Source organism: Solibacillus isronensis, from assembly GCF_900168685.1.
In the GTDB taxonomy this organism is placed as follows: Bacteria; Bacillota; Bacilli; order Bacillales_A; family Planococcaceae; genus Solibacillus; species Solibacillus isronensis_A.
Genome location: NZ_FVZN01000001.1, coordinates 1 through 25,988 on the forward strand (window position 1 = coordinate 1; position 25,988 = coordinate 25,988).

The following is a 25,988-nucleotide window of genomic DNA, read 5'->3' on the forward strand; positions in this document are numbered from 1 at the left end:
AAGGTGCAAGCACCAATAAAATTTTCGCTCGACTTGCATGTATTAGGCACGCCGCCAGCGTTCGTCCTGAGCCAGGATCAAACTCTCCATAAAAGTAGTTTGAAAGCTCATTTGCTTTGCTAGCGATTCAACTTCGTTAGAAGTTGAAATCTATTGTTTGCTTCATTTAAGAAGCTTGTTTCATTAACGTTGCTTGTTCAGTTTTCAAGGTTCATTGCGTTGTCGTTGTGACAACTTTTATATCTTACCATTTATGTGATATGGATGTCAACAACTTTTTTCAAAAAGTTTTCAACTCATATTTCACTATAAATTCGGTAACTCTTATACTTTACCACTCTGAAGTCGAAAAGTAAAGAACTTTGTAATTTGTTGCGTCACGTTTTAGCGACAAGAAATAATATACCACCCCTACAACTATATTGCAATAGTTATTTCAAAAAATATTATACTTTTTATTAAAATCTATTCCCCTCTCGTGATTCCTTTCACTTTATATAGAAAAGAATGCCTAATAGCCCCCATCTCTTTATATCCTTCTATAGTACCCTAAACCCCAGCACACCCTCACCGTTCACCAAAAACAAGTAATTACGCCCTTCTTTCTATAATAAAGAAAAGAGCCATGCGAATAACGCAGGGCTCTTATTAAGCTAAACTTATTTCGTTGTATGACGCATTGTCGGGAATAATAAAACATCACGAATTGATGGTGAGTTCGTTAATAACATTACTAAGCGGTCAATACCGATACCTAAACCACCAGTTGGCGGCATACCGTATTCTAATGCTTCGATGAAATCATTATCCATTTCATGTGCTTCGTCATTTCCTGCTTCTTTTTCGGCCATTTGAGCTTCGAAACGCTCACGTTGATCGATTGGATCATTTAATTCTGTGAAAGCATTTGCATGCTCACGGCGAACGATAAATAGCTCAAAACGGTCTGTGAAGCGTGGGTCTTCAGGATTTTTCTTCGCTAATGGAGAAATTTCCACTGGGTGACCTGTTACGAAAGTAGGTTGTACTAATGTTTCTTCTACTTTTTGTTCAAAGAATTCATTAATGATGTGACCTACTTCATGTGCATCTTTAATTTCCACGCCGTGTTCAGCAGCATGTTTGCGTGCCTCTTCTACAGTCATTGGTGCCCAGAAATCTACACCTGTTGCTTCTTTAACTGCATCTACCATATGCACACGTTTCCAGCCAATACCTAATTCAATTGTATCTTCACCGTATTGTACAGATGTCGTACCAAGAACGTCTTGTGCCACATGTGCAATAAGGTTTTCTGTTAAGTCCATAATATCATTATAGTCTGCATACGCTTCATATAATTCGATCATAGTGAATTCCGGATTGTGACGAGTTGAAATACCTTCGTTACGGAATACTCGGCCGATTTCATAAACTTTTTCCAAGCCGCCAACGATTAAACGTTTTAAATGCAGCTCGATAGCGATACGCATATATAGTTCCATATCCAATGCATTGTGGTGTGTAATGAACGGACGAGCCGCCGCACCACCTGCAATTGTATGCAACATTGGTGTTTCAACTTCCAAATAACCATTGTTATCTAAATAGTTGCGGATTGCACGGATGATTTTTGAACGTTGGATGAATGTTGTTTTTGATTCATCGTTTGTCATTAAATCTACATAACGTTGACGGTAGCGTTGTTCTACATCTGTCAGGCCGTGGAATTTATCAGGTAGCGGGCGTAACGCTTTTGTTAGGAAAGTGAACTCTGTCGCTTTAACAGATAGCTCTCCAACTTGCGTACGGAATACGTTTCCTTTTACCCCTACGATATCCCCAAGATCTGCTTTGTTGAATAATTCATATGCTTCTTCACCGATTGCATCTTTACGTACATAAATTTGGATTTGGCCAGCTAGATCCTGGATATGCGCAAAACCTGCTTTACCTTTTCCGCGCTTCGTCATAATACGTCCAGCGATTACAACTTGACGTGGATTTTCTTCTAATTGCTCTTTATCAAATTGCTCATTTTCTGCAATAACTTCGTTCGATAAATGTGTGCGTTCAAAACGGCTGCCGAATGGGTCCATACCGTTTTCGCGAATATCTGTCATCTTCTGGCGTCTCACCAAAAGTTGGTCGTTTAATTCTTCGATATTTGACACGTATTTCACTCCTTAATGTTTTTGCGCTCCAAAACGGCACAATAGTCCATAATGTTTCCATTGTACAGCATTTCTTTTAGTGATTCACCTGTTTCGAATTAATTTTAAATATCAGATAATTCTGTTAAGCGAATTTCCTTTACATAATAAAAAGGCACCATGTACTGATGCCTTTTACTACTGTTTATACAATAACCGCTTCTTCTTCGTATTCATCTGCAACACTGTTTAAAAGTATACGTAAATCTTGCTCAGTCTCTGTTAAATTGATGGCATTACGGATTTTCCCGTTTCCGCGAATTCCTTTTAAATACCATGATGCATGTTTACGCATTTCTCTTACCGCTACTTTTTCACCCTTAAGTGCTTTTAAACGTTCAAAATGAAGTAAACAAACATCCATCTTTTCACGAATAGAAGGCTCTGGAATTTGAATACCTGATTCCAAGTATTTCACCGTTTGATAGATCATCCATGGATTCCCTAAAGCAGCACGACCAATCATAACCGCATCTGCATTCGTATGTTCCAGAATGCGCTTTGCATCTTCCGGTGTTTCTACGTCCCCATTTGCGATAAATGGGATACTAATATTTTTCTTCACTTCGGCTAAGACATCCCAGTTTGCCTTACCTTCATACATTTGCACACGAGTTCGGCCATGCATTGCAATAGCGGCTGCACCTGCACGTTCTGCTGCTTGGGCATTTTCTACAGCGAATACACGCTCTTCATCCCATCCGATACGCATTTTTACCGAAACTGGCTTATCGACTGCATCGACAACAGCCGAAACCATTTCGTAAATTTTGTTCGGATCAAGAAGCCATTTTGCGCCAGCTTCACATTTAATAATTTTGTTTACAGGACACCCCATATTGATATCGATAATGTCGGCTGTTGTATGTTTGTCTACAAACTTTGCTGCCTCTACTAAATTTTCTTTGTCTCCTCCGAAAATTTGCAGTGTCATCGGATTTTCGCGCTCATCAATATAAAGCATGTCCAATGTTTTTTTGTTGCGGATATTCAACGCTTTATCACTGATCATTTCCGCGTAGACTAATCCTGCACCAAACTCTTTTACAGTTAAACGGAAAGCCGAGTTGCAAATTCCGGCCATTGGGGCAAGAACGACACGGTTATCCATAATAATATCGCCTATTTGGAATGGCTTTTGGTCGATGTTTGACACCTTTTGTTCCCTCCACTAGGTTATTCACCTTTTAATTCGTTTACATCTATTTGTAATACATCTGCAATTGTTTGAAGCTGTTCTTCAGAGGCACTTTTCTCTCCTCGTTCAATACGTCCTAAAATTGTTACAGATATACCTATATGTTTTGCAAATTCGGTTTGCTGAATTCGTTTCAGTTTTCGAAAGGCACGAATTCTGCGACCGTATTGATTTTCTTCCACAGATTGACGCCTTCTTTCTCTATATCAAGTGCATGTAACGCTTTTTGCACGCCTACAAGCATATCATAGTTTTGCGTCATAATCTCTTCTAACGGTACAAGCACGAATGCACGCTCATACATACGAGGATGTGGAACTGTTAATTTTTCTGTTTCATACTGTTCTTGACCATACAGCAAAATGTCCAAATCGATTATTCGCGGTCCCCAGCGGAATTCACGAACACGGCCAAGATCATTTTCGATTTTTTGGCATTGCGCTAGAAGCTCATAGGCATCAAGCTCCGTTTCAAGAGCAACGGCAATATTTAAAAAATCGGCCTGGTCTGTATAACCTACTGCTGCTGTTTCATAAATTGAAGAAATCGATGTTACTGAAATGGCCTCATTTGCAATGAGCAGCTTTACCGCGTCCTGCAAGTTTTGCTCACGCTCACCGATATTCGTACCAATCGATAAATATGCTGTCGTCGTCATATGAATTGCCCTCTTGTAATTTCGACTGCGACTTCTTTATAATGTCCCGGAATTGGAGGATCAGGCTTAATAATTTCGACGCGGCATCCAAAAATGTGACCTTCATACTGCGTTAAAATACTTGAAGCAACTTTTTCCGCTACCGCTTCAATTAATTTATACGGTTTACCTTCAATCACTTCTTTACAAATATCATAAACGCCAACATAGCTTACCGTATGATCCAGCTCGTCTGTCTCACCCGCCCGCTTCATATCAACAGCAAGCGAAACATTAGCCCGAAAGCGTTGTCCTAATACGTTCTCTTCCGGCAATACACCGTGATAACCAAAAAACTGCATTTCTTTTAAATGAATATAATCCATTGCAAACTCCTTAATGTCTCGGTGCCAATTCACCTTGTACTTCAAATTTCCCTACAAGCGCATCCATCATTTTCACTGTACGCGCCACTTCCTTTACATCATGAACACGCATCATATGGCAGCCCTTTTGGACACCAAATGCACAAGTTGCAGCTGTCCCTTCCACTCGTTCCTCTACAGGTAATTCCAAAATTGACCCAATCATACGTTTGCGCGATGTCGCAAGCAATACCGGATAACCTAATGCAACAAGCTCATCGAGGCGCTGCATCGTTTCAATGCTTTCACTTAGACTTTTCACAAAACCGATGCCCGGATCAAGGAAGATATGCTCATCACGTACTCCCGCTGCTTTTGCAATCGCAATACTTTCCTGCATATCGGCCATATAATCAGCAAAGTAGTTATCGTACTGATCAGACAGACGGTTATGCATTAAAATAATCGGCACATCCAATTCTGCTGCGACATTTGCCATTTCAGGATCCGCTTTTGCTCCCCATATGTCATTAATAATATGTGCGCCAGCTTCAATTGCGGCACGCGCAACATTTGATTTATACGTATCAATCGAAATAATCGCAGGTACTTCTTTTAGAAGCGCTCGAATTACCGGTACGACACGTGCTATTTCCTCCTCATCGGAAATTCGTATATAGCCAGGGCGTGTCGATTCCCCGCCGACATCGATAATTTTCGCTCCATCTGCCACCATTTTTTTCGCCTGGGCAACGGCTTTTTCAACCGAATTGAACTTGCCGCCATCCGAAAATGAGTCCGGTGTTACATTTAAAATGCCCATCACGAATGTTTCTTTGCGAAAATCCAGTTCAATCCCATTTAATGTGAGTACTTTATAGTTTTCTAACATGACGGTCTCCTAAACGCGTAATGATTTTCTGTAAATATAGTTGATGCAGCTTTTTATATAGTCTGCCTTCACTGCCGGCAAACTGTACCTTCCCGATACGGGAAATCGGTACAAGCTCCTGTACAGCTGTTGTAACAAAGCATTCATCCGCCTGTTCCAATTCCCATGCCATAAAGCGGCCTTCCCTGACCGGAATGTGGAGTTCGTCAGCGAGTTGAATGACTATTTTTCGGGTAATGCCCGGTAAAATACCTAAATTAGTAGAAGGCGTATACAGTATACCATCTTTTATCCAAAAGACGTTTGACGTAATGCCTTCTGCAACAACACCGTCCTGATCAGTAAAGAAACCTTCTTGTGTCGCTAAACTCGGCAATTCTAGCCGCGCTCGAATATTATTGCCGTAATGATGACTTTTATAGCGAATCTGCTGTTCAGGGGAATTACGCGCTGTTTTCAGCCAGACCGCTTCTTTTTCTGTACCGCGCACCATATTCGGCAGTTCTTTACGAAACAGAATAACGGTTGGTTCGTTATATTCTGTCGGAGCAAGTCCAATCGGATGCTCACCAGCCGATACATTTAAACGAAAATACCCTTCTTTGCCATCCTGTGCATTGAGCTTTTCAATAACCTCTTCTATGTTCTGTAGCGTATATGGAAAATGAATACGGTATTCTTTTAGCGCTTCCAGCAGGCGGCTGAAATGTTCATGCAAATAGACAGCCTTCCCCTCATACGTCCGAAACGTTTCAAAAAAACCGAGTCCATATAAAAAACCGTGATCAAACGGGGAAATTTTCAAATCCTGTTCATCGATATACTGGCCATTCATCCAACAAAGCATTGTCCATTCCTCCTAACAATACGTCTCAATAAATGTTCGTAACAGCTGCTTGCCGTCTTCAGTCATAATTGATTCCGGATGATATTGAACCCCTTCAATCGGATACTGTTTATGACGCAGACCCATAATTTCGCCTTCCTCTGTCCAAGCCGTCACTTCCAGACATTCCGGTAATGTTGCAGGCTCTACGATCAGTGAATGATAACGCGTTGCTAAAAATGGGTTCGCATTCTTTCTGTGCAAGCCAACCCCATTATGAAGAACAGGTGAAGTTTTCCCGTGCATCAATCTCTCTGCACGCACAACATCGCCGCCAAACACTTGTGCAATTGCCTGATGACCTAAGCACACACCTAAAATCGGAAGCTTCCCTGCAAAATGTTCGATAATACGAAGACTTTCTCCCGCATCATTTGGTGTACAAGGTCCTGGTGAAATAACAAGCATCATCGGACGGAGCTTTTCGATTTCTTCCACCGTAATTTCGTCATTGCGCTTTACGACCAGCTCATGGCCGAATTCACCGAAGTATTGCACTAAGTTATATGTAAACGAATCATAGTTATCAATCATTAAAATCATTTGCTCACCTCTTCTGCCATCGCTTTTGCCTGCCACATTGCTTTCGCTTTATTCATTGACTCAATATACTCGTTTTCCGGAATCGAATCGATGACTATTCCGGCACCGGCCTGAATGTAGGCAATGCCATCTTGAATATACGCTGTACGGATAACAATATTTAATTCCAAGTCACCTGTATAGCCAATCCAACCGATTGATCCTGTGTAAAGACCACGGCGTACCGGCTCAAGCTCTTCAATAATTTCCATCGTACGGATTTTCGGTGCCCCTGTAATCGTTCCACCCGGGAACATTGCCCGAATGACATCCGCATTTGTTTTCCCTTGCGCAATTTCCCCGCGGACATTCGAAACAATATGCATTACATGCGAGTAATGCTCGATGACCATGAACTCATTTACTTCTACCGTTCCGTATTTGCTCACCCGTCCTAAATCATTGCGTTCCAGATCAACCAGCATGACATGTTCTGCGCGCTCTTTCTCATGTTCAATAAGCTCATTGGCCAACGCTAAATCTTGCTCCTCAGATGTTCCGCGCGGACGTGTTCCTGCAATTGGTCTTGTTGAAAGCTCATTGCCCTTACGTTTTACAAGCAATTCCGGAGAACCGCTCACAACCGCAAAATCTTCACTTTCGATATAAGCCATATACGGCGAAGGATTAAACGAACGAACCGCCTCATACATCGCAATCGGTGCAGCGGAAAGTTTTTTCGCCTGACGCACAGACAAGTTCACCTGGAACACATCACCTTGTCCAATATAATGCTGAATTTTATGTATAGCAGCTTCAAATGCATCCCCGCTGAAAGAAACTTGTAATTCCGCTTCATCCTGCTGCATGTTTTTTGCTGTTTCCTGATTAAAATGACGCTTTTCCAACCCGGCTTCCGCATACTGTTGCCAATCCGTTTGCCATGAGGGTAAATCGACTTCACTAGTAGCAAATTTCATTAATGTTACTTCACCTGTTTGGACATTATGTATTGCCCAATGATCAAATAAATAAAAATAAAGATCCGGTACTTTTAAGTCATCTTCCGCCTGATTTGGAAGGAATTCAATCGTGCGTGCATAATCATATGAAATAAATCCAATTGCCCCACCCTGGAAATCAGGAAGTTTCGAATTCGATTCAAGCTTGTACTCGGCGATCACTTTTTCCAGTTCCGCAAGTGCCTCACCTGTTTTCAGCTCTGTCTCTCCATTTTTCCAAGTCAGTTCAAGGCCTTGAGCTACTGACTTTGCGGTTGCAATAGGCTCCCATGCGGCGATTGAATAATGCCCTCCACGACCGCTTTCCATAAACGCCCGCTGTTTTTCTTTTGCCGTCTGTTCCTGGAAACTATAATAAAATTCGTCTTTTGTCATGTAAAATGTATGTGTTTCTAGTTGTTGCATCTATTTACACCTGCTTTACCTTTTTCTTAATTAAACTCGATAACGCTGTAAAAATCCATTTTTAACTTAGCAGTTTCTAAGAAAAAAAGCCATTTTACGAGAGGGATTCTCGCAAATTGGCTTTTAAAGATTTCTTAGATAAATTTTAATTAGTCTTCAAATTGGTATAAAGGTGTTGATAAGTAACGCTCACCGTTTGATGGGATAATCGCTAATACGTTTTTGCCTTTACCTAAACGTTTTGCTGTTTCGATTGCTGCGTAAATTGCTGCACCTGAAGAAATACCAGCTAAAATACCTTCTTCGCGCGCTACTTTACGTGCATATTCGAATGCCGTTTCGTTTTCAACCGGTAATACAGAATCATATACTTCTGTGTTTAATACGTCCGGAATGAAACCTGCACCAATACCTTGAATTTTATGTGGGCCAGGGTTACCGCCTGAAAGAATTGGAGAATCTTTAGGCTCAACAGCGATAATTTCGATTTCAGGGAATTTTTCTTTCAATACTTCACCTGCACCAGTAATTGTACCGCCAGTACCTACACCTGCAACAAATGCATCTAATTTTAAGCCTTCTTGCTCGAATGCTTCCGCAATTTCAGGACCTGTTGTTAAACGGTGAATTTCTGCGTTTGCTTCATTTTTAAATTGTTGTGGCAAGAAGTAACCTTCTGACTTAGATAATTCTTCTGCTTTTGCAATTGCACCTTTCATACCTTCTGGACCTGGTGTTAATACTAATTCAGCACCATAAGCACGTAAAAGGTTACGACGCTCTAATGACATTGTTTCAGGCATTACTAAAACTGCTTTATAACCTTTTGCTGCAGCAATCATTGCTAAACCGATACCTGTGTTACCAGAAGTCGGCTCGATGATTGTACCGCCTGGCTTTAATGTGCCGTCTTTTTCCGCTGCTTCAACCATAGCTAAAGCTAAACGGTCTTTTACTGAAGAACCCGGGTTAAAGTATTCAAGTTTTACGTAAACTGTACCTTCATTTTCACTTGTTGCATTGTTTAATTTTACGATTGGTGTGCGACCTACTAAGTCCGCCACTGAATTTGCTAATTTACTCATATTATCCATTCCTCTCCAAATCCCTACCAATTCAATAGGTTTTACTTAATTTGTATCTTATCAATTTTTAATACTACTTGTCAATTAATTGAAACGAAATTTTTTGAAAATTTCTGACTATTTTGCTTTAAAAATTAAAAAATGCAGGACAACAAAAATTGATTTCCATTCCGGGGACGCTTTCCGGGGGCACGGCGTGGGGCCAACAAGATGTTGGTCACAAAAGCGTTGCCACAGGACGTGGCGTTCTTAGCTTTTGTTCCTAGTCTCAGGCGTCGTGCTTATCCCCCAGGAGTCGCCCCTCCATTCCAATCAATTTTATAAAGTAGCAGTTTCTCAATAAAAGTTCTTCTTTCACTAAAAACTCCAACTTCTGTCCTTGCCTGTCTAAAATCTTGCGTTAATTTTTGGATTCTCCATAGATCCATGTGGCATCAAATTCTGCCCAGAAAGCTTCCGGTGTAATGGAAGGCGGCAGCTGTTCTAAAGCAAGCTGGCGTTTTACATGGCCTTCTACTTCATCAAAGCTGAATGACTGCCCTTCCATGTTCTCTGTAACCTTGACGATCGCATAGCGTCCATCGCTTAATACAAATGGTTTGGAAGTCTCCTTTTCCTTCAGCTTTTCCACTACCGGTAAAATTGCAGGATCGACTGCCGACTGACTTGATGAAATAAAGCCAATATCGCCTCCTAAACTAGCCGAAGCTGTATCCAATGAATGCTCACGTGCCAGAACCGCAAAATCAGAACCGTCCTTCAGCTCTTTTTCCACCCGTTCCGCGTCCTCTTTTGAATTCACGATAATCATACTTGTTCGGTGTGTAGTTGGAATATTATAAATCGACTTATTGTCTTCATAATATTTTTTCGCCTCGTCCTCTTCCACTACAATATCATTTGTTAGTACTTTATCCAGGATGAGTTGAGCACGCATTTTTTGACGCAGTTGCTCTGGAGATAAGCTATGTAGAGTTGTATCATTTGAATCTTGTGCCGAGCGTAATAGGGCTATTTCTAAATCAATCTCTTCATCTTTTACTTCGAGTTTATATTTTTTCGCAGCTTTTTCCATAACAGCTTCATTTACTAAACTCTGCAATGTTTCTTTTCCGTATCGGTTTTCCATTTCAGCGAGCCATTGTTGGCGTGTAATTGGATCTCCCTCGACGGCAGCAATTTTTTCGCCGCCGCCATCTTCTTTTTCTGATGTTTTTTCATCAGATGGGAGTAACCATAAAACAAACCAAAATAGATTTCCGATTAACAATAGCAGCAATAGCAGCAACGTAGGTTTTGTTTTTAAGCGTCGTTGTGTGTACGGTAAATTATTTTGTGGTTGTGGTGTTTGGTGTAGATTACGATTGGATTTCATTCACAAAGCCTTCAAGTTCATTTCTATCGAAGTGGTACTTTTCTAAACAGAAGTGACATTGCGCTTCTGCTTGACCATCTTCGTCAATCATTTCCTGAATCTCACCGACACCTAAACTGATAATTGCCGCACCAAAACGCTCTTTTGAACATTGACATTGGAACTGTACAGGCATTGATGAAAGAATTTGAACATTTCCTTCTCCTAATACCGCCTCTAAAATTTGCTCAGGTGAATATCCCTTTTCAATCATTTTTGATACAGGCTCAATTGATGACAAACGTTTTTCAATTGCTTCGATCGTTTCTTCATCACAGCCTGGCATTAATTGAATAATAAAGCCACCTGCAGCTAAAATTGTATTATCCGGATTTACTAATACACCTAAACCTACTGAAGAAGGTACCTGTTCAGATGAAGCGAAGTAGTATGTGAAGTCTTCAGCGATTTCACCTGAGACAATCGGTGTTTGACCCGAGAACATATCACGTAAACCTAAGTCTTTAACAACTGTCAATGCCCCCTGAGAACCGACACCTGCACGTACATCCAGTTTTCCTTGTTCATTTAATTCAAAGTGAACATGTGGGTTTGTCACGAAGCCGCGCACATCTCCTTTGGCATCTGCATCGATAACCATTGGACCGATTGGACCGTCCCCTTCAATTTTTACCGTAATTTTGTCGTCCCCTTTTAACATCGCACCCATCATAACAGATGCTGTCATTGAACGGCCAAGCGCAGCAGATACGACCGGCCATGTATTATGACGGCGTTGTGCTTCTCCTACAGTTTCAGTTGTATTTGTTGCAAATGCACGAACTTGTCCGTCATATGCAATTCCTCTTACTAAGTAGTCTTTCATGTTGAAATTCCTCTTTTCTATTGATTTCTTTTATAAATCGTTGCGAGTCCCTTGAGTGTCAAAAATGGATCGACGACATCAATCATCTGGGTTTCATTAGCGATTAACTTTGCCAGCCCGCCAGTTGCTATAACGAGGGGCTCTTCTTTACTTTGAGCCTTCATACGGCTGACGATGCCTTCTACTTGTCCTAAAAAACCGTAAAAAACACCTGCTTGCATAGCAGCTACCGTATTTTTTGCCACAACTTGTGATGTATGGGCAATTTCTATGCGAGGTAGTTTGGCAGCACGTGTATAGAGCGCCTCTGTTGAAATGGCAATACCGGGTGCAATGGCGCCCCCAACATAATCGCCGCGCTCATTAATAAAGCAATACGTAATCGCTGTACCAAAATCGATAATAATTAGTGGTCTGCCGCTATACTGCTGTAATGCGGCAACCGCATTCACGATACGGTCTGAACCCACTTCACGCGGATTTTCATACTTTATATTCAAGCCTGTTTTTACACCGGGCCCTACAATTAAAGGCTGGATATTGAAATATTTTTTACACATTAATTCAAGTGCAAACATGATAGGTGGCACAACTGAGGATATAATAATCCCTTTTACTTGTTCAAATGAAATGCCTTCATGAGCAAAAAACGCCTTAAATTGCATCGCATATTCATCTTCAGTTTTCCGTATGTTTGTTTCTGTCCGCCAATGATGGATAAGTTTATCCTGATGATAAATTCCTAAAATGATATTGGAGTTACCTGCATTCATTACTAAAATCACAAGTGGCACCTACTTTTCCTGTACTGAAAAAAATCATACCATATTTGGCCATCTACTATACAGTATTCAGTATTTTTAGCCGGCAATCCTTCCCTTTCAACAACATCCGTTGATTTCTCAAGCGGACAGAAACTTTCTTCTAGAGTCTGCGGCCTCCATTTTAATCAACATACGTTCTGTCAAAAGGCAACATAATAAGAAGAAAAAACTGACTATCTCCTTTTCCCAGGAAATAGTCAGTTTCGTTGTATTATTTTGGACGGTCTTCATCGATGCCTTGCGGGCGATCATCTGAAACGTCTTTCGGTAAATCTTCAACTGTTGGTGATTTCTTCTCACCTTGAACTTCTTCGTTGATCGAAACATTACCAGCAGTTTCAATTGTTGGTGTTGCTTCTTTTTGTTCTTTTGGAAGCTCTGATTCTACTACCGCCTCTTCAGGAGGTAATATACCGTGGTCGCGTAAATGTTCGATTTGTTGAGCATTTAACGTTTCTTTTTCAATTAACGTATTTGCGATTAAATCTAGTAAATCACGACGCTCTGTTAAAATACGTTTCGTACGAGCATATTGCTCATCAACGATACGCTGAACTTCTTTATCAATTTCATATGCTACTGTATCAGAATAGTTTTGGTCTGAACCGAAGTCACGACCTAAGAATGGGTTGCCGCCTTGGTTTGAACCGTATTGAACAGCACCAAGACTATTGCTCATTCCGTATTCTGTTACCATTGCACGTGCAATGCTCGTTACTTTCTGGAAGTCATTATGTGCACCTGTTGATACTTCGCCAAGTACGATTTCCTCCGCAACACGTCCGCCAAGTAACCCGGCAATACGGTCAAGTAACTCTTGCTTAGTTGTGAAGAAGCGTTCTTCTTTCGGTAACATGATGGCATAACCACCAGCTTGACCACGAGGGACAATCGTTACTTTATGAACAGTGTCTGCTTCATCCAACTCAAGACCGACAACTACGTGACCAGCTTCATGGAATGCAACAAGCTTTTTCTCTTTTGGAGAATATACACGGCTTGCTTTTGCAGGACCGGCAATTACGCGGTCAGAAGCTTCATCAATATCAGCCATGTTAATTGTTTTTTTGTTTTTACGAGCTGCTACTAGAGCTGCTTCGTTTAACAAGTTTTCTAAATCTGCACCTGAGAATCCTGGTGTACGCTGTGCAACGGCAGCCAAATCAACTGTATCTGATAACGGCTTATTGCGTGCATGTACTTTAAGGATTGCTTCACGGCCTTTTACGTCTGGGTGACCAACCGTAATTTGACGGTCAAAACGACCTGGACGTAATAATGCTTTATCTAGAATATCCGGGCGGTTTGTTGCAGCGATGATAATAATACCTTCGTTTGCACCGAAACCATCCATTTCAACTAGTAATTGGTTTAATGTTTGTTCACGCTCATCGTGTCCACCACCAAGACCTGCACCACGTTGACGACCTACTGCATCAATCTCATCGATGAAAATGATACATGGGGCATTTTTCTTAGCGTTTTCAAATAAGTCACGAACACGAGATGCACCGACACCGACGAACATCTCTACGAAATCAGAACCTGAAATCGAGAAGAATGGTACGCCCGCTTCACCGGCAACAGCACGTGCAAGTAAAGTTTTACCTGTACCTGGAGGACCTACTAATAGAATCCCTTTTGGAATACGTGCACCGATATCAGTGAATTTACGGTGATCTTTTAAGAAATCTACTACTTCAACTAGTTCTTGTTTCTCTTCGTCAGCACCTGCCACGTCATTGAAACGAACTTTTTTCTTCGTGTCATCAAATAGTTTTGCTTTTGATTTCCCGAAGTTCATCACCTTATTACCGCCACCTTGCGATTGGCTTAGTAAGAAGAAGAATAAAATAATAATGATGACAAATGGAATGATGCTCGTAAGGAATGTTACGAACCCACTTGTTTGTGGTTGTTCTAAAATTTCCACTCCCGGATATTCGCCGTTTGCAACTTGTTCTTCAATTTGCAAAATACGGTCTACAGAAGTTTGGTCATTTTGTAAAACGTTTACTGTGAAAGTTTCGCCTTCTTCAGCGCCTCTCATCTGACCTACAATTTTATACACGCCTCTTTCAGGCTGTATATCCATAGAAGCAATCTCATTGCTCTCTAAAGCCTCAAAAAACGCATAGTAATCAAGGTTTTCAGTTGTCTTTTTTCCACCATTAAATGTTCCAAAAATCCCGATAATCACGAGAAATATTAGTAAATAAAATATGGTGTATCGAAATATTCGATTCATCCCCAGCCTCCTCACAACGTTACAGAAAAACTATAAGTAAAATCTTAACATACGTTGAAATTTTCATACAATAAAAAGCACCGCACATTTTAAACGTCAAAACGAATTATGACAAAATGCGTTCATTTACTACTTATGTCTGGATGCTTGCCTCAAAATTGAAGGTTTGTACAATCTAGAAAATATTAAAATGAGTATACTTCACGTTTTAAAATTCCAATGTAAGGTAAGTTACGATATTTCTCTGCATAATCTAAACCATAGCCTACAACAAAACCGTCCGGAACTTCGAAGCCAACAACATCTGCATTCAATTCCACTTTACGACCAGATGGCTTATCCAGTAACGTTACGATTCTAATCGATTTTGCTTTACGATATTTAAATAAATCTACTAAATAGCTTAATGTCAAACCACTGTCGATAATATCTTCAATAATAATGACATCGCGGCCTTCCACACTTGTATTTAAGTCTTTAAGAATTTTTACTTCCCCAGATGAAACAGTTGCATTCCCATATGAAGTAACATCCATAAAGTCCAGTTCTACATAAGAATCGAAACGTTTCATCAGATCTGTCATAAATGGCATTGCACCTTTTAATACCCCAACAGCTAATGGGAACATGTCTTTGTATTCCTCTGTCAGTTGAGCGCCAAGCTCTTTAATACGTTCCTGGATTTGTTCTTCTGTAATCATAATTTTTTCGATGTCATTTTGAATCATGAGTAGATTCCTCCTTTTATTGTTCAAACTTTCTAAAGACGTTCATTGCTATCGACAAGAAGCACCATTTCATGCACTGCCGACTTTACATTAGAAAATTTATTGTTAACGCGTACAGCTACTATCGCTAAAAGATCATCATTAGCATCGACTAACAATGGCCAGTTAGCTCTTTTTGTTAAAGGAATCTTGTCATCAATAAAAATGCGTGATACTTTTTTCTGATGCTGCATACCTTGTAGCAAAATACGATCCCCTTGTTTGGGAGCCCTTACGAATAAGGGAAACGATACGGCAGATGCGGCGAAAAAGTGATGCGGATACTTTTGCAGTAAGTCCTCATCACATTGTGCAAGTTCCCCAATATATATGCGCATCGTTCCAAGCACACACCACTCATTCAAAGCGATTTGTTGATTTGAAGTCGGCAAGTCCTGCTGCTTATATTCAAATACAACTTCATCGTATTGTTGACGCGCAATAAAATTCTCCGGTAAATCAAGTGTTCGACTTCCATCCGACGTTGAGAATAACGTCAAAATCATCGTACAAAGTGCGTAGCTTTGAATCGTATTTGAATCGTTATAAAGATAACTTAATAGTATTAAAATGAGCCTTCTTTGTAAAGCAAGTGGCTCTTTTTGTAGTTCCGATAACTTCACTTTATAACAATTTTGGTCGACTTTCAGAAAAAGCTTCGAAAAACGCTCTTCTGCAAGCTCCATTAAATACGAATCATCATCTAAAAGCTGCTGTGCAATGTGGACTGCGTGCCGGGAAACAAGGGGGTTTTCTTCTTTCAAGACTGGGACGACATTGTGACGGAAACGATTGCGGGTATAATTATTCTTTGCATTGCTTGGATCTTCACGGTATAAATGACCTTTACTATGTAAATATTCCCCAATTTCGTCTTTTGTAACCATCAAAAAAGGACGAATTACGGTAAATTGTTGAAATTTACGTGACGGTAAAATACCTTTTAATCCGTTTAGTGAATTCGCTTTCGTCAAGGCCATTAACATTGATTCGAGCTGATCGTCCGCATGATGTGCAGTTACTAATTTTGAAAACTTATGTGTATGCATGACGGTTTCAAAAAATTGATAGCGTTCCTTCCGGCAAATCGCCTGAATGTTTCCGCCTTCTTTTTTGTGGATTTCCGCAATGGGAATCGCACAGCTATAGAAAGGAATTGCCCAGTCATTACATGCTTGCTCAACAAATTGGCGGTCTTGAGCAGATTGTTCGCCGCGCAGCATATGGTCAACATGCGCCACGGCGATCTCAATTTTAAAATAGTGCCTGAAATGATAAAAAAAAGAAAGAAGCGCCATTGAATCAACGCCTCCTGAACAAGCAATTAATAGTTTATCTCCGCTTTTAATAAGCTGCTGCTCTTTTATATACGCTAATACTTGATGTTCTAAAGTGTGCATTTACTCACCTCATATTACATTTCAATGTGTGATTGCTGGTCTGAATACTTGCCACGGTTTTATTACATGCTGCAAACGGAATAGCATGACGGTGCAATCGTCTGCAATCGGGTATCTTTGTTTGAATTGCGTCATAACATCGAATAGTACAACCTGGATGGAAGCACCATTATCCAGTCCTTGACGAATCAGCCTGATAAATAATTGCTCCTGTGCATCCCATTGCGCAGATGGTGAAAATAACCCGTCAGAAATCATTAAAATAACATCCTCTGACAATAGTTGCGTCATTTCCGTATCAATTGCGAAATTAGGTAAAAAACCAATCGGGGCACTTGTACTTTCTATTTTGAATAAATCATTCCCTCTTAACACATATGTTGTCATGCCTCCCGCTTTCCAACACCATAAATGGCCAAACTGTAAATCGACAAGCGCAAAATCCATTGTTGCATACATGTCCGAATCGTTTTTCAGCGACATAACATAATGCATTGTGTGCATCGCTGTTTCAGGGTCCATGTTGTACGTAAGGCAATCCTGCATCATTTGAATTAAGCGTTCACTTTCACGATTCGCTCGAACATTCGTCCCCATTCCATCCGACAGCATAATCGCCATAAGTCCCGGATGAATCGGAAATACACGGTAAGAATCACCGGAAATTGCATGGTTTGCATGGGAATACGTATATATATCATACTCCAACTGATAACGAATTGCTGAAGTAAACTTAATTTGACGATAAAAAATAGGCGATTGCTGCTCGTAAATCTGTTCACCTTTCAATGGTTCATGCAAAAATTCAAACAGTTGCTGCTCTAGTTGCTGGATAACGACATGTGCATCACGATGATCTGCGACATAACAAACGAACTCTCGATTCCCTATTTCGTTTTTTATCCACTGAATATGCAAACAGTGAATATCATGTTCTTTTAAGAATTGCTGCATCTCCCCATCCATTTCCGATGTGCCGATTTCTAATCGCTGGCTGTTTAACAGTTTTTCAAAGTGGCTGCTTAAATCACGAAGCTGTAAGGCTATCATTTTTTTGCCATGATAGAACTGTCTCTCCATATGCTCTTTGTGTAAAGCAGACTCTAGTTCTTCCAGCAATTTAGAAGATTTAATGCATTTCCCCTTCAGCTGTTCCTCTACTCGAATCCAGCTGACCGGTTTCGTACTTCTTTTCGCTAAGCGCCATGAATCGATAATCCCTTCCATTTCCCCTTTTCTCCCCCAGCATTCTTCATATTTGAAACAGCTGGAGCAAATTAGAAACGGTTCTGCTGTTGTCTTACTTTTAGTCTTATTTTGTGTGAAATGATCAAACACAAGCTCCTTCATAAAAGATACAAACTGCTGAAACTGCTTAAGCTGTACTTCCACCACTTCATTGCGGTTCACTTGAATGATGCTGACTGTAGTTTGTTTATAGTACATTTTGCAATACTCAAGTATATTTTTCGGCAAAAGCAGAAAAATGATCGCTCCTGTAAGCATCGACATAAAATAAACACTGTCAATCGGTAATGTCGCATCATAAAAGAAGAAAAAGATACTTGGCAAAAAGCTAAAGAGCGCAACGGCATAACGTCCCTGATTTTGTACAAAAGCAGCGACCAGCCCTGTACAAGCATATAAAATCATCATACCTGTGAAAGATAAGTTTGCTAAGCCGATAAAAAAGCCAAGAGATAATGAAAAGATGACCGTAGCTCCAACTGTAGAGGCATAGGCTACAAGGCAAATGAGGAAGTGAAGAACGATCAGCGCCATTGAAAAGTAAAAAAGAGTCAAGTTTTCCATGCCGATTAGCATACCGGCTAAAACGACAATAATTGCCGTTATTTTTTCTCTTGTCCACTCAATATTTCCATTTTCTTTACCCGGCAATGTCAAAATACGCATAAAAAACAAAATCGATACCGCAAAAAAGCATTCGTATACGATATAAAATAATGTCATAACAGATGGCATACCGCTATGAAGCATCATCTGCCATCCTAGTTGAATAGCAATAATTGTACTGGCTAGTAAAAAGTAAGGGGATATTTTTATAAACTTAAAACGGACGAGACATTCCATGAAGAAAAGCTGGACCAAAACAACAGCTGCTTGTCCAAAGCCAAGAAAGAGCGTTCCGAGTATTCCCCCTAGTAAAGCACTCTTCTGAAATGAGACAAATCTCGTTCGAATAACAAGCCAAAAAGGTAAAAATAACGGAGTAACAGCTTCAAAGAAAACTGCCTGAGCAAAACAGAAAGCTGCAAACACTATAACACTCGCTATTATCATTCTCGATTTTTCTTTATATAAGAATAAGCTAAAGTTTAGTGTTTGAAACTCATTTTGATTATTTAATGTCACCATTTTTACTATCACCTTTTCTTTTTAACGCTATTATATAAAGCTGAAAAAGTGAATTTTGTCTGTTTGTAGGGTTGACGTCAAAAAATTGTTCGACGGTTTTTTTACGGTAATATGCGCGTTTTTGCGCTTTTTTTAGCAGAAATCACAAAAAATAATACACAGTAACTTTCTGCTTATTATGATAGGTGAAATATTAAAAAAATAGTGTTGACACTAAATAGACTGCAATGTATTATTAGTTTTGTTGTTAATTTTGGCGGTGTAGCTCAGTTGGCTAGAGCACTCGGTTCATACCCGAAAGGTCGTGGGTTCGACTCCCTCTGCCGCCACCATTTATAGGCCCGTTGGTCAAGTGGTTAAGACACCGCCCTTTCACGGCGGTAACACGGGTTCGAATCCCGTACGGGTCATCTCAAAAGCTGTTTAGGAACTTAGTATTCCTAGGCGGCTTTTATTTTGTCTCTATTCATATTCTGTAAATTCGTGACACACACTCTCCCTTATACATTATACTTATTGATTAAGAGGAGGCGTTTTCTTTGGTGCAAAACTTTACATATTTAGCTTTTCTTTGCGGTATTAGCATGCTTCTAGTCGTTGGAGGCGTCATATTGACAAACCTGCCGCTCCCATTACAAATAATTATGATTGCAATCGGATTAATAGGAGGCATTTTTTGCTTTGTTACCCTTATCCGTGTTCTCATCAAGCATAATACTGAAAAAGGATGATCTATTTACTGATTCCACACCCTTCTTCACGAAAAAAAGCGATGGATTGTAAGATTTGCACTTACAATCCATCGCTTTATCATCTATTTGACACTTTTTCTACGTTCAAACAGCCAGCAAAATTATCCTCTGCGAGCTCCACGGCCACCGCGCTTAGACTCAGTTGCACGCTTTAATGTAGTTAAACGCTCATCGCTATCTTTTAAGAAACGCGCCATCTTCTGTTCAAAGTTCTCTTTTGGTTGACGATCATTACGATCGTTAGAACGGTTGTTTTCGCGACGAGGACGCTGTGGACGCTCTGGTCGCTCAGCTTGAGGCTTTGCTTTACGAATTGAAAGACCAATCTTTCCATCCGCTTCAACATTCATCACTTTAACTTCGACTTCATCGCCTACTTTAAGATGTTCGTTAATATCTTTTACGTAGTTATCTGCCACTTCACTAATGTGAACTAAACCTGTTTTCCCATCTGGAAGCTCAACGAATGCACCGAAATTTGTGATTCCTGTTACCTTACCTTGTACTTTGCTGCCTACTTCAATTGACATAAAAAAAATGCTCCTCCTTAAATTTTAAGAGACTCTTCGATTGAAAAGCCATTTATCAATTATAATGAAACTTTTGTTCAATAGCTTCTTCTCTAATTATAGCTAACATAAAAAGAGTGTCAACAAGACACTCTACCTAAAGGCAATTAATACCAGAAATTTTATCGCAAAATTACAATACCGACTGGTTTTTTATTAAATTTCAAAGTCACATTTTTCTTTATATAACGCGTTTTACATTATTCTTTGTCATCTTCAGGCTTGTCTTTATTTTCTTTGTCCGATTTATTCGGTATTGTGAAAATAATTTCGCCTTCTTCAGAAAGGAAAAATTCTTTTCTTGCCAGCTTCGCAATATACTCATCATCTTCCAGCTTCGCAATCTGCAAATTTAAGAGCTCTTGTCTGTGAAGCGCTTCATCCAATCGTTCTTCAACCGCGGCTTTTGTTTCTTGTTTCGCGGCGAGGCGATCACTTTGGACCATGTTCGCTTTTACTAATACGGCTATTACTACAGTTGCTAAAATGAAAAATACTGCTAATCTTCTGCGACGACGTACAGCAATTTTTGCTTTAATTTGAGCTTTTGCTTGCGGATTTGAGCGGACATAATCGTTATTCAACGACTGGACATTATGGTTATGTAGCTCTTCTTGCACATTTCTTCTTCCCATTTCCGTCTCCTCCCTCACAATCAATAGTTGTTATCATTATACGAGTTCACTGCTGTGTTTTAAAGTTTTTTAACAAATATTTCTTGAAAAACTTAATAAAGGGACGGCAAATAAATAATACGATCCCTATTAATAGTTTTATAATATTTTTAACCAGCTTAACTACTACATGTCCAATAAAAAAAACCGGCTTCACAAATAAATTTATACACACTCTTCCAATAAAGCGGATAATTTTTTGGAACAGCAATTCATAAGTTGCAATTCCGGCGATTTGGGCAAGTGGATCAACTACCCGCCATTGCCCTCCTTTTACTATAAATAATAAATAAAACGTAGTAACCCCTAGTATTAACCAGACTATCCATTCTAAAATCCAGGTAATACGTCGAATATTTTTTAGAGGGATACGATTTACATTAATTCGGATACAATCGATTATTGCACCTACAGCAACTCCGCTTATAAACATGACAAGAATGCTTATAAGCTGCGCACTCATCATCATCCAAACAATTTATGAAGGAAACTTTTCGATAAGCCACTCTCGCTTTCATCGTATTGGAATTGCTTCACTTCCCCTTCTAACGTAAGTAATCCCTTGTCCACGTCTAAATGAACAATACGAAGTTCCTCACCACGAATCAATAAATGGCCCTGTGATGTATTCACATAAAATTCTTCCTGATCAAATCGTTCGATACTTTTAACAGATGTCATGTCCATCCGTTTACGATTACGTACCGTTACTAAGTGATCTCCTGACGAAATGGTATAGCGCGCGCTTTCTTGATGAATAGTCAATGCAAGTCCCCCTTTGAGCTTATAGTTGTACACTATATGCATCAACGGAAAGAAGCATGACTCAAAAAGTTGGTCATGCCCTATTCTTATTCTTCATCATCAATAAATTCAGGCTCAACTTTCTCTAAACGCTCTTCTTTTATTATTGTGAACATTTTTAATGCATCTTCTTTTTTCACATTTTCACGGATTTCTTCAACACGTGCCGTTACAATTTTTTGACCGAAGCGAATTGCCAGCTCATCGCCTACTTTTACGGTACTGCTTGCTTTTGCCACTTTATCATTGATCGTAATACGGCCTTGCACCGCTACTTCCTTTGCTAATGTTCGACGTTTAATTAAACGTGAAACTTTTAAAAATTTATCTAAGCGCATCCCATTTACTCCCCTTTTTCCAGTTGTTTTGCTTCATTCCAAAATGCATCCAGCTGCTCTAATGTAAAATCACTGAACGCCTTGCCGCTCTTTGCTACACTTTGCTCAACAAAATGAAAGCGACGTGCAAATTTTTCGTTGGCATGTAGCATCGCTTCTTCAGGTGAAATTTTATAGAAGCGTGCGATGTTCACAAGTGTGAATAATACATCCCCGAATTCATCGGTACGGCTTATTTCATTACCTTGCGTTATTTCATCGCGGAATTCTTGCCATTCTTCCGTAAACTTCTCCCATGCATCGTCAGCATTAGGCCAATCAAAACCGACTGTCGCCGCTTTTTTCTGGTAATTGTACGATGTTTGAAGCGATGAGTACGGACTATATTCATTCTTTAATAATGGTTCGTCATCTGCATGGCCTTTTTCCTGCTTTTTAATTGCTTCCCAATTGGCTACTACAGTTTCCGCATCTTCTGCAGTCACATCCCCAAATACATGCGGATGGCGGCGAATCATTTTTTCGCTAATCGATGCAAGCACTTCTTCCAATGTGAAATAACCGTTATCTTCCCCGATTTGCGCATGTAAAAACACTTGTAAAAGGACATCGCCGAGCTCTTCAACCATAGCAAAGTCATCTTCGGCATCGACCGCTGCTAAAAACTCATGCGCTTCTTCCAATAAGTATTTTTTTAATGATTCATGTGTTTGCTTCTGATCCCAAGGACAACCGTCTGGACCACGCAATGTTGCAATGATTTGACGGAATGTTGTCCAGTCTCGTAATGCTTCCTCATCAGATTGAACAGGTGGTACATATACCGTCGTTAAATTGTTGATCTCAGCTGCCTGATCTAGCTCATAAAGCGGCACAGTGCGCAACGACTCCTGTGAGGAACCCGCTGCTGTCACAATCGTTACTGGATAGTCATCACGATACTTTTCCATTAATGTGAGCTTTACTTCTGATGCACTGAACGAATCATACACTTGGGCAATCAAAATGTGCTGACGCATGTTCATATCATGGATCGACATGCTCGTCCCGTCCAATAGTTGAAACCCTTCAATCGGATCAATTTTTAAAGCGCCGAAAATCGGGTCCAAAAAGCTTTGTCCGCCCTCGATTACAAGATTGATCTGCCCGCTCTGGTCCGCTTCAATTAAGTGCTGGACTGTCTGCTCTGCTACGAGCGGATGTCCCGGAACAGCATACATAATGCCCTCTTGTGCTACAGCCTCAATAAGACGTTTTGCAATTTCTTCATAAACGGGACCGAACGAGCCATGCTTAATATACACATCATCAAAGCTCGTAAACTCGATCCCTTCCAGTTTTAAGTCCTGGATGACAGGATGGTCCTCTGTTCGGACATATATTTTTTTGGCTGCTTTGATTTTTTTATAAACACCCATTTGCATTTGTTCAAAATCGGCTGCTCCTAAGCCAATAACGGTTAACTGATTCAAGTTATACACCTACTTCTTTCGATTTAACAATAGTTGATATGCAGCCATTCTTCTGCCGAGCGGGATTAAAAACCAATCCTTCTCTGTTAATACACGCATTTTTGCGACTGCTGTAATAAAAGCCCCTGCGCCTAGCATGACGAGCACACCGCTGTAAATAAGTGCATCAAAGCGACTAAACAAGCCGGTAAACAGGCTGTTTAAGCTATAAACAGCACCTTGTACGACGGCAATCATGACGAGACAGGCAATGGCCAGTTTTTTATAAAACGAGCGATTCGCCAGACGGATCGCCGTCAGTTTTTTTAAATAAACGATAAGTGCGGCGGCTGTAAAAATCAGTCCGATATTACTCGCTATTGCCGCGCCCAACACATCATAATGCGGGATTAAAATAATGTTCCCTATCCATTTTAATACGATTCCGAGCCCTAAAAAAACGGCTGGCCCCTTTAATTTACTATAGCCTTGTAAAATTGCTGTAAACGTTAAAATAATCGATAATGGAATAATTTGAAACGAATAAAGCTTCAACACATTTGAATAGGCATCTGTTTTAAACAGCATTTGATTCACGTAAGGCATAACAAGTATTAATCCGAGTGCCGCAGCAACTCCGAATATGAGGGAGCTCCGGAAAGTCAATTGGATAAACGGCTTTGCACCGCGACCATTAGGCTGATTTGCCTTTAATGCAACGAGCGGTACAATGGCCAGCGATAAAGAAGTAGCAATAACGATTCCAAGCTGTACAAGCGGTTGTCCGCGGTCATAAATCCCCTTCACTTCCATCGCTTCTAGTGTAGGCATTCCCGAATGGACAAGCATTTTATATATCGTAAATGAATCTACAAGCTGGAAGCATAATAATAGCAGCGCACTCATACTGATCGCGATACTGTATAATGTGACCTCTTTTAAAATCGGCCAAATTTTCACACGAACTATTTTTCCAGATGGCTGATACTGCCGTTTCAAAAAGTAGAGCAGCAGGACAATACCTGCTATTTCCCCGACAACTGTACCGAGCATCGCCATTTTCCCCGCTGCGTAAACAGATTGTGTGTACTGCATCAAAACAATTGTTCCGACTAATATAATCGATACCCGAATCATCTGTTCGAACACTTGAGCATAGGCAACTGGCTGCATCTTACTTTCCGATTGGAAGTTGCCCTTTAAAACAGCAAGAAGTGGCATACATAACGTAATAAAAGAGCCAACTTGCAATAGTCCGGCCAGCTGAGGATCTTCCATCAAATTAGCTAATGGCTGCGCACCAAAAAATAACAGACAGAAGAAGATAAGAGCCAGTGCTGTTAAATAGTAAAAGATAATGTGCGATACAGATCGTTTTTCTTCAAATGTACCACCTCGCCCTTCAATATCAGCGAGCATTTTGGAAATGGCAACAGCAAATCCGCTTGATGTCCATACGACAAAAAATGAGATAAACGGGTACACTTGCTGATACACATAAAATCCTTGATCACCTACTAAGTTTTGATAAGGAACCCGGTAGATGGCACTTAGTATTTTTACTAATAGCGCTGCTACTGTCAGAAGTAGAGCACCCTTCATATAATTTTTCATACCATAACTTTGCGAAGTCATTCTATTTCCTTCCTCTATTTCATACAATGTACTAATTATATCATGAAAACCATTTGCTAATTTTACTCGAGGAATTAAAAAAACGCCCATTAATATGGACGTTTTGAAGTGATTTTAGTTTTCCATTTGCTTTGCTAAAAAGTTGGCTGCTGTTTCAGCAGTTTTTTGTTCGACTTCACCGATAAAATGGGCCCGTGATATTAAATAAATAGCACCAATCGGATCTCCATTCGAAACTATCGGTACGATGCAATAAGATTTCACTTGTTCATACTGTCCTGCTACAAGTTCAATCGACATCTCCAGCTTCTCACTTACAGGTGACCTGTTTTTGATAATATCTTCTGCAAATACTGTTAAACGTCTCGTCACATAATCTTTTTTCGAAACGCCTGCAACGGCTATTACTTCATCTCGGTCACTTATTAATGTTGGGGTACCTAATGTTTCAAATAATGATTCCGCATATTGTTGTGCGAATTCGCCTAAGTCATTAATTGGCGAATATTTTTTTAAAATCACTTCTCCTTCGCGGTCCGTATAAATTTCAAGGGGATCCCCTTCACGGATACGAAGTGTTCTTCTGATCTCTTTTGGGATAACAACACGACCTAAATCATCGATGCGGCGAACTATTCCTGTTGCTTTCATCGTTCATGTTCCCTCACTTTCCATCAATTCACAGCATGATGCTCCTAGTATGGAA

At 40.1% G+C, this 25,988-nt stretch carries 26 protein-coding genes, 2 tRNA genes and 1 rRNA gene; 3 read left to right on the forward strand and 26 right to left on the reverse strand.

What is annotated here, in order from left to right; translation table 11 throughout:
• From B5473_RS00005 to B5473_RS00090, 18 genes are all read right to left on the reverse strand, one after another.
• Positions 1-93: ribosomal RNA gene (locus B5473_RS00005) — 16S ribosomal RNA — on the reverse strand; the annotation flags it as partial.
• A gap of 566 nt (positions 94-659) precedes the next feature.
• Positions 660-2,162, reverse strand: a complete 1,503-nt coding sequence (lysS, locus tag B5473_RS00010) for a lysine--tRNA ligase (protein ID WP_176141981.1) — start codon at positions 2,160-2,162, stop codon at positions 660-662.
• 175 nt (positions 2,163-2,337) lie between these two features.
• The gene (gene dusB, locus B5473_RS00015) at positions 2,338-3,348 is read right to left on the reverse strand and encodes a tRNA dihydrouridine synthase DusB (protein WP_079523104.1); all 1,011 of its coding nucleotides are present in this window, start codon (positions 3,346-3,348) and stop codon (positions 2,338-2,340) included.
• 20 nt (positions 3,349-3,368) lie between these two features.
• Positions 3,369-3,572: a helix-turn-helix domain-containing protein gene (locus B5473_RS00020; protein ID WP_079523105.1), complete on the reverse strand. Its 204-nt coding sequence runs from the start codon at positions 3,570-3,572 to the stop codon at positions 3,369-3,371.
• A complete protein-coding gene (gene folK / locus B5473_RS00025; RefSeq protein WP_079523106.1) occupies positions 3,524-4,048 on the reverse strand; it encodes a 2-amino-4-hydroxy-6-hydroxymethyldihydropteridine diphosphokinase in 525 nt (174 codons plus the stop codon). The genes B5473_RS00020 and folK overlap by 49 nt, the downstream gene beginning before the upstream one ends.
• Positions 4,045-4,413, reverse strand: coding sequence for a dihydroneopterin aldolase (folB, locus tag B5473_RS00030; RefSeq protein WP_079523107.1), 369 nt, complete (start codon positions 4,411-4,413; stop codon positions 4,045-4,047). Before folB ends, folK begins: the two co-directional genes overlap by 4 nt.
• A gap of 10 nt (positions 4,414-4,423) precedes the next feature.
• Positions 4,424-5,284, reverse strand: coding sequence for a dihydropteroate synthase (gene folP / locus B5473_RS00035; protein WP_079523108.1), 861 nt, complete (start codon positions 5,282-5,284; stop codon positions 4,424-4,426).
• Positions 5,268-6,131 (reverse strand): aminodeoxychorismate lyase, encoded by an 864-nt coding sequence (pabC, locus tag B5473_RS00040; RefSeq protein ID WP_079523109.1) that lies wholly within the window; start codon positions 6,129-6,131, stop codon positions 5,268-5,270. The genes folP and pabC overlap by 17 nt, the downstream gene beginning before the upstream one ends.
• 12 nt (positions 6,132-6,143) lie before the next feature.
• On the reverse strand, positions 6,144-6,713 hold the full coding sequence (pabA, locus tag B5473_RS00045) for an aminodeoxychorismate/anthranilate synthase component II (RefSeq protein ID WP_079523110.1): 570 nt from the start codon (positions 6,711-6,713) through the stop codon (positions 6,144-6,146).
• Complete coding sequence (locus tag B5473_RS00050; RefSeq protein ID WP_079523111.1) at positions 6,710-8,119, reverse strand: anthranilate synthase component I family protein; 1,410 nt, start codon at positions 8,117-8,119, stop codon at positions 6,710-6,712. Before B5473_RS00050 ends, pabA begins: the two co-directional genes overlap by 4 nt.
• Before the next feature lie 149 nt (positions 8,120-8,268).
• Positions 8,269-9,204 carry a cysteine synthase A gene (gene cysK / locus B5473_RS00055; RefSeq protein ID WP_079523112.1) on the reverse strand — a complete coding sequence of 312 codons (936 nt, stop codon included), beginning with the start codon at positions 9,202-9,204 and terminating at the stop codon, positions 8,269-8,271.
• A 400-nt stretch (positions 9,205-9,604) separates the two neighbouring features.
• Positions 9,605-10,579, reverse strand: coding sequence for a peptidyl-prolyl cis-trans isomerase (locus tag B5473_RS00060; protein ID WP_079523113.1), 975 nt, complete (start codon positions 10,577-10,579; stop codon positions 9,605-9,607).
• On the reverse strand, positions 10,563-11,444 hold the full coding sequence (hslO, locus tag B5473_RS00065; RefSeq protein WP_079523114.1) for an Hsp33 family molecular chaperone HslO: 882 nt from the start codon (positions 11,442-11,444) through the stop codon (positions 10,563-10,565). Before hslO ends, B5473_RS00060 begins: the two co-directional genes overlap by 17 nt.
• Positions 11,445-11,461: 17 nt before the next feature.
• A complete protein-coding gene (locus B5473_RS00070; protein ID WP_079523115.1) occupies positions 11,462-12,229 on the reverse strand; it encodes a type III pantothenate kinase in 768 nt (255 codons plus the stop codon).
• Positions 12,230-12,479: 250 nt separating this feature from the next.
• Positions 12,480-14,516 (reverse strand): ATP-dependent zinc metalloprotease FtsH, encoded by a 2,037-nt coding sequence (gene ftsH, locus B5473_RS00075; protein ID WP_079523116.1) that lies wholly within the window; start codon positions 14,514-14,516, stop codon positions 12,480-12,482.
• 185 nt (positions 14,517-14,701) lie between these two features.
• Positions 14,702-15,244 (reverse strand): hypoxanthine phosphoribosyltransferase, encoded by a 543-nt coding sequence (gene hpt, locus B5473_RS00080; protein ID WP_079523117.1) that lies wholly within the window; start codon positions 15,242-15,244, stop codon positions 14,702-14,704.
• 32 nt (positions 15,245-15,276) lie between these two features.
• Entirely contained in the window at positions 15,277-16,683 is a 1,407-nt protein-coding gene (gene tilS, locus B5473_RS00085; protein WP_079523118.1) for a tRNA lysidine(34) synthetase TilS, read from the reverse strand.
• Between the two features lie 21 nt (positions 16,684-16,704).
• Positions 16,705-19,059 (reverse strand): SpoIIE family protein phosphatase, encoded by a 2,355-nt coding sequence (locus B5473_RS00090; protein ID WP_079523119.1) that lies wholly within the window; start codon positions 19,057-19,059, stop codon positions 16,705-16,707.
• Positions 19,060-19,314: 255 nt separating this feature from the next.
• Here B5473_RS00090 and B5473_RS00095 point away from each other — a divergent pair.
• From B5473_RS00095 to B5473_RS00105, 3 genes are all read left to right on the forward strand, one after another.
• Positions 19,315-19,391, forward strand: a tRNA-Met gene (locus tag B5473_RS00095).
• A 6-nt stretch (positions 19,392-19,397) separates the two neighbouring features.
• A tRNA-Glu gene (locus tag B5473_RS00100) sits at positions 19,398-19,469 on the forward strand.
• Between the two features lie 132 nt (positions 19,470-19,601).
• Positions 19,602-19,790: a sodium:potassium antiporter gene (locus B5473_RS00105; protein WP_254865202.1), complete on the forward strand. Its 189-nt coding sequence runs from the start codon at positions 19,602-19,604 to the stop codon at positions 19,788-19,790.
• 122 nt (positions 19,791-19,912) lie between these two features.
• On the opposite strand, the gene B5473_RS00110 is transcribed toward B5473_RS00105, so the two are convergent.
• The 8 genes from B5473_RS00110 to spoVT all read right to left on the reverse strand — a co-directional run bounded on the left by B5473_RS00110 (position 19,913) and on the right by spoVT (position 25,933).
• Positions 19,913-20,341, reverse strand: a complete 429-nt coding sequence (locus B5473_RS00110; RefSeq protein ID WP_008408265.1) for a S1 domain-containing RNA-binding protein — start codon at positions 20,339-20,341, stop codon at positions 19,913-19,915.
• 239 nt (positions 20,342-20,580) lie between these two features.
• Positions 20,581-21,015: an FtsB family cell division protein gene (locus tag B5473_RS00115; protein ID WP_079523121.1), complete on the reverse strand. Its 435-nt coding sequence runs from the start codon at positions 21,013-21,015 to the stop codon at positions 20,581-20,583.
• A gap of 46 nt (positions 21,016-21,061) precedes the next feature.
• Complete coding sequence (yabQ, locus tag B5473_RS00120; RefSeq protein WP_079523122.1) at positions 21,062-21,523, reverse strand: spore cortex biosynthesis protein YabQ; 462 nt, start codon at positions 21,521-21,523, stop codon at positions 21,062-21,064.
• Complete coding sequence (yabP, locus tag B5473_RS00125) at positions 21,520-21,819, reverse strand: sporulation protein YabP (RefSeq protein WP_008408271.1); 300 nt, start codon at positions 21,817-21,819, stop codon at positions 21,520-21,522. Before yabP ends, yabQ begins: the two co-directional genes overlap by 4 nt.
• 86 nt (positions 21,820-21,905) lie before the next feature.
• The gene (locus tag B5473_RS00130) at positions 21,906-22,196 is read right to left on the reverse strand and encodes an RNA-binding S4 domain-containing protein (RefSeq protein WP_079523123.1); all 291 of its coding nucleotides are present in this window, start codon (positions 22,194-22,196) and stop codon (positions 21,906-21,908) included.
• A gap of 5 nt (positions 22,197-22,201) precedes the next feature.
• Positions 22,202-23,668, reverse strand: coding sequence for a nucleoside triphosphate pyrophosphohydrolase (gene mazG, locus B5473_RS00135; protein ID WP_079523124.1), 1,467 nt, complete (start codon positions 23,666-23,668; stop codon positions 22,202-22,204).
• A 9-nt stretch (positions 23,669-23,677) separates the two neighbouring features.
• The gene (locus tag B5473_RS00140) at positions 23,678-25,282 is read right to left on the reverse strand and encodes a putative polysaccharide biosynthesis protein (protein ID WP_079523125.1); all 1,605 of its coding nucleotides are present in this window, start codon (positions 25,280-25,282) and stop codon (positions 23,678-23,680) included.
• Positions 25,283-25,396: 114 nt separating this feature from the next.
• Positions 25,397-25,933, reverse strand: a complete 537-nt coding sequence (spoVT, locus tag B5473_RS00145) for a stage V sporulation protein T (RefSeq protein WP_079523126.1) — start codon at positions 25,931-25,933, stop codon at positions 25,397-25,399.
• Positions 25,934-25,988 lie beyond the last annotated feature (55 nt).

Excerpts from the sequence above, each read along its gene's own strand:
- B5473_RS00090 (WP_079523119.1), bottom strand. The coding sequence starts at position 19,059 with ATGGTGACATTAAATAATCAAAATGAGTTTCAAACACTAAACTTTAGC.
- pabC (WP_079523109.1), bottom strand. The coding sequence starts at position 6,131 with ATGCTTTGTTGGATGAATGGCCAGTATATCGATGAACAGGATTTGAAA.
- B5473_RS00115 (WP_079523121.1), bottom strand. The coding sequence starts at position 21,015 with ATGGGAAGAAGAAATGTGCAAGAAGAGCTACATAACCATAATGTCCAG.
- B5473_RS00140 (WP_079523125.1), bottom strand. The coding sequence starts at position 25,282 with ATGACTTCGCAAAGTTATGGTATGAAAAATTATATGAAGGGTGCTCTA.
- ftsH (WP_079523116.1), bottom strand. The coding sequence starts at position 14,516 with ATGAATCGAATATTTCGATACACCATATTTTATTTACTAATATTTCTC.
- folB (WP_079523107.1), bottom strand. The coding sequence starts at position 4,413 with ATGGATTATATTCATTTAAAAGAAATGCAGTTTTTTGGTTATCACGGT.
- B5473_RS00050 (WP_079523111.1), bottom strand. The coding sequence starts at position 8,119 with ATGCAACAACTAGAAACACATACATTTTACATGACAAAAGACGAATTT.
- B5473_RS00110 (WP_008408265.1), bottom strand. The coding sequence starts at position 20,341 with ATGTCAATTGAAGTAGGCAGCAAAGTACAAGGTAAGGTAACAGGAATC.
- B5473_RS00130 (WP_079523123.1), bottom strand. The coding sequence starts at position 22,196 with ATGCGCTTAGATAAATTTTTAAAAGTTTCACGTTTAATTAAACGTCGA.
- folP (WP_079523108.1), bottom strand. The coding sequence starts at position 5,284 with ATGTTAGAAAACTATAAAGTACTCACATTAAATGGGATTGAACTGGAT.
- cysK (WP_079523112.1), bottom strand. The coding sequence starts at position 9,204 with ATGAGTAAATTAGCAAATTCAGTGGCGGACTTAGTAGGTCGCACACCA.
- folK (WP_079523106.1), bottom strand. The coding sequence starts at position 4,048 with ATGACGACGACAGCATATTTATCGATTGGTACGAATATCGGTGAGCGT.
- pabA (WP_079523110.1), bottom strand. The coding sequence starts at position 6,713 with ATGATTTTAATGATTGATAACTATGATTCGTTTACATATAACTTAGTG.
- yabQ (WP_079523122.1), bottom strand. The coding sequence starts at position 21,523 with ATGATGATGAGTGCGCAGCTTATAAGCATTCTTGTCATGTTTATAAGC.
- tilS (WP_079523118.1), bottom strand. The coding sequence starts at position 16,683 with ATGCACACTTTAGAACATCAAGTATTAGCGTATATAAAAGAGCAGCAG.
- hpt (WP_079523117.1), bottom strand. The coding sequence starts at position 15,244 with ATGATTCAAAATGACATCGAAAAAATTATGATTACAGAAGAACAAATC.
- hslO (WP_079523114.1), bottom strand. The coding sequence starts at position 11,444 with ATGAAAGACTACTTAGTAAGAGGAATTGCATATGACGGACAAGTTCGT.
- spoVT (WP_079523126.1), bottom strand. The coding sequence starts at position 25,933 with ATGAAAGCAACAGGAATAGTTCGCCGCATCGATGATTTAGGTCGTGTT.
- B5473_RS00060 (WP_079523113.1), bottom strand. The coding sequence starts at position 10,579 with ATGAAATCCAATCGTAATCTACACCAAACACCACAACCACAAAATAAT.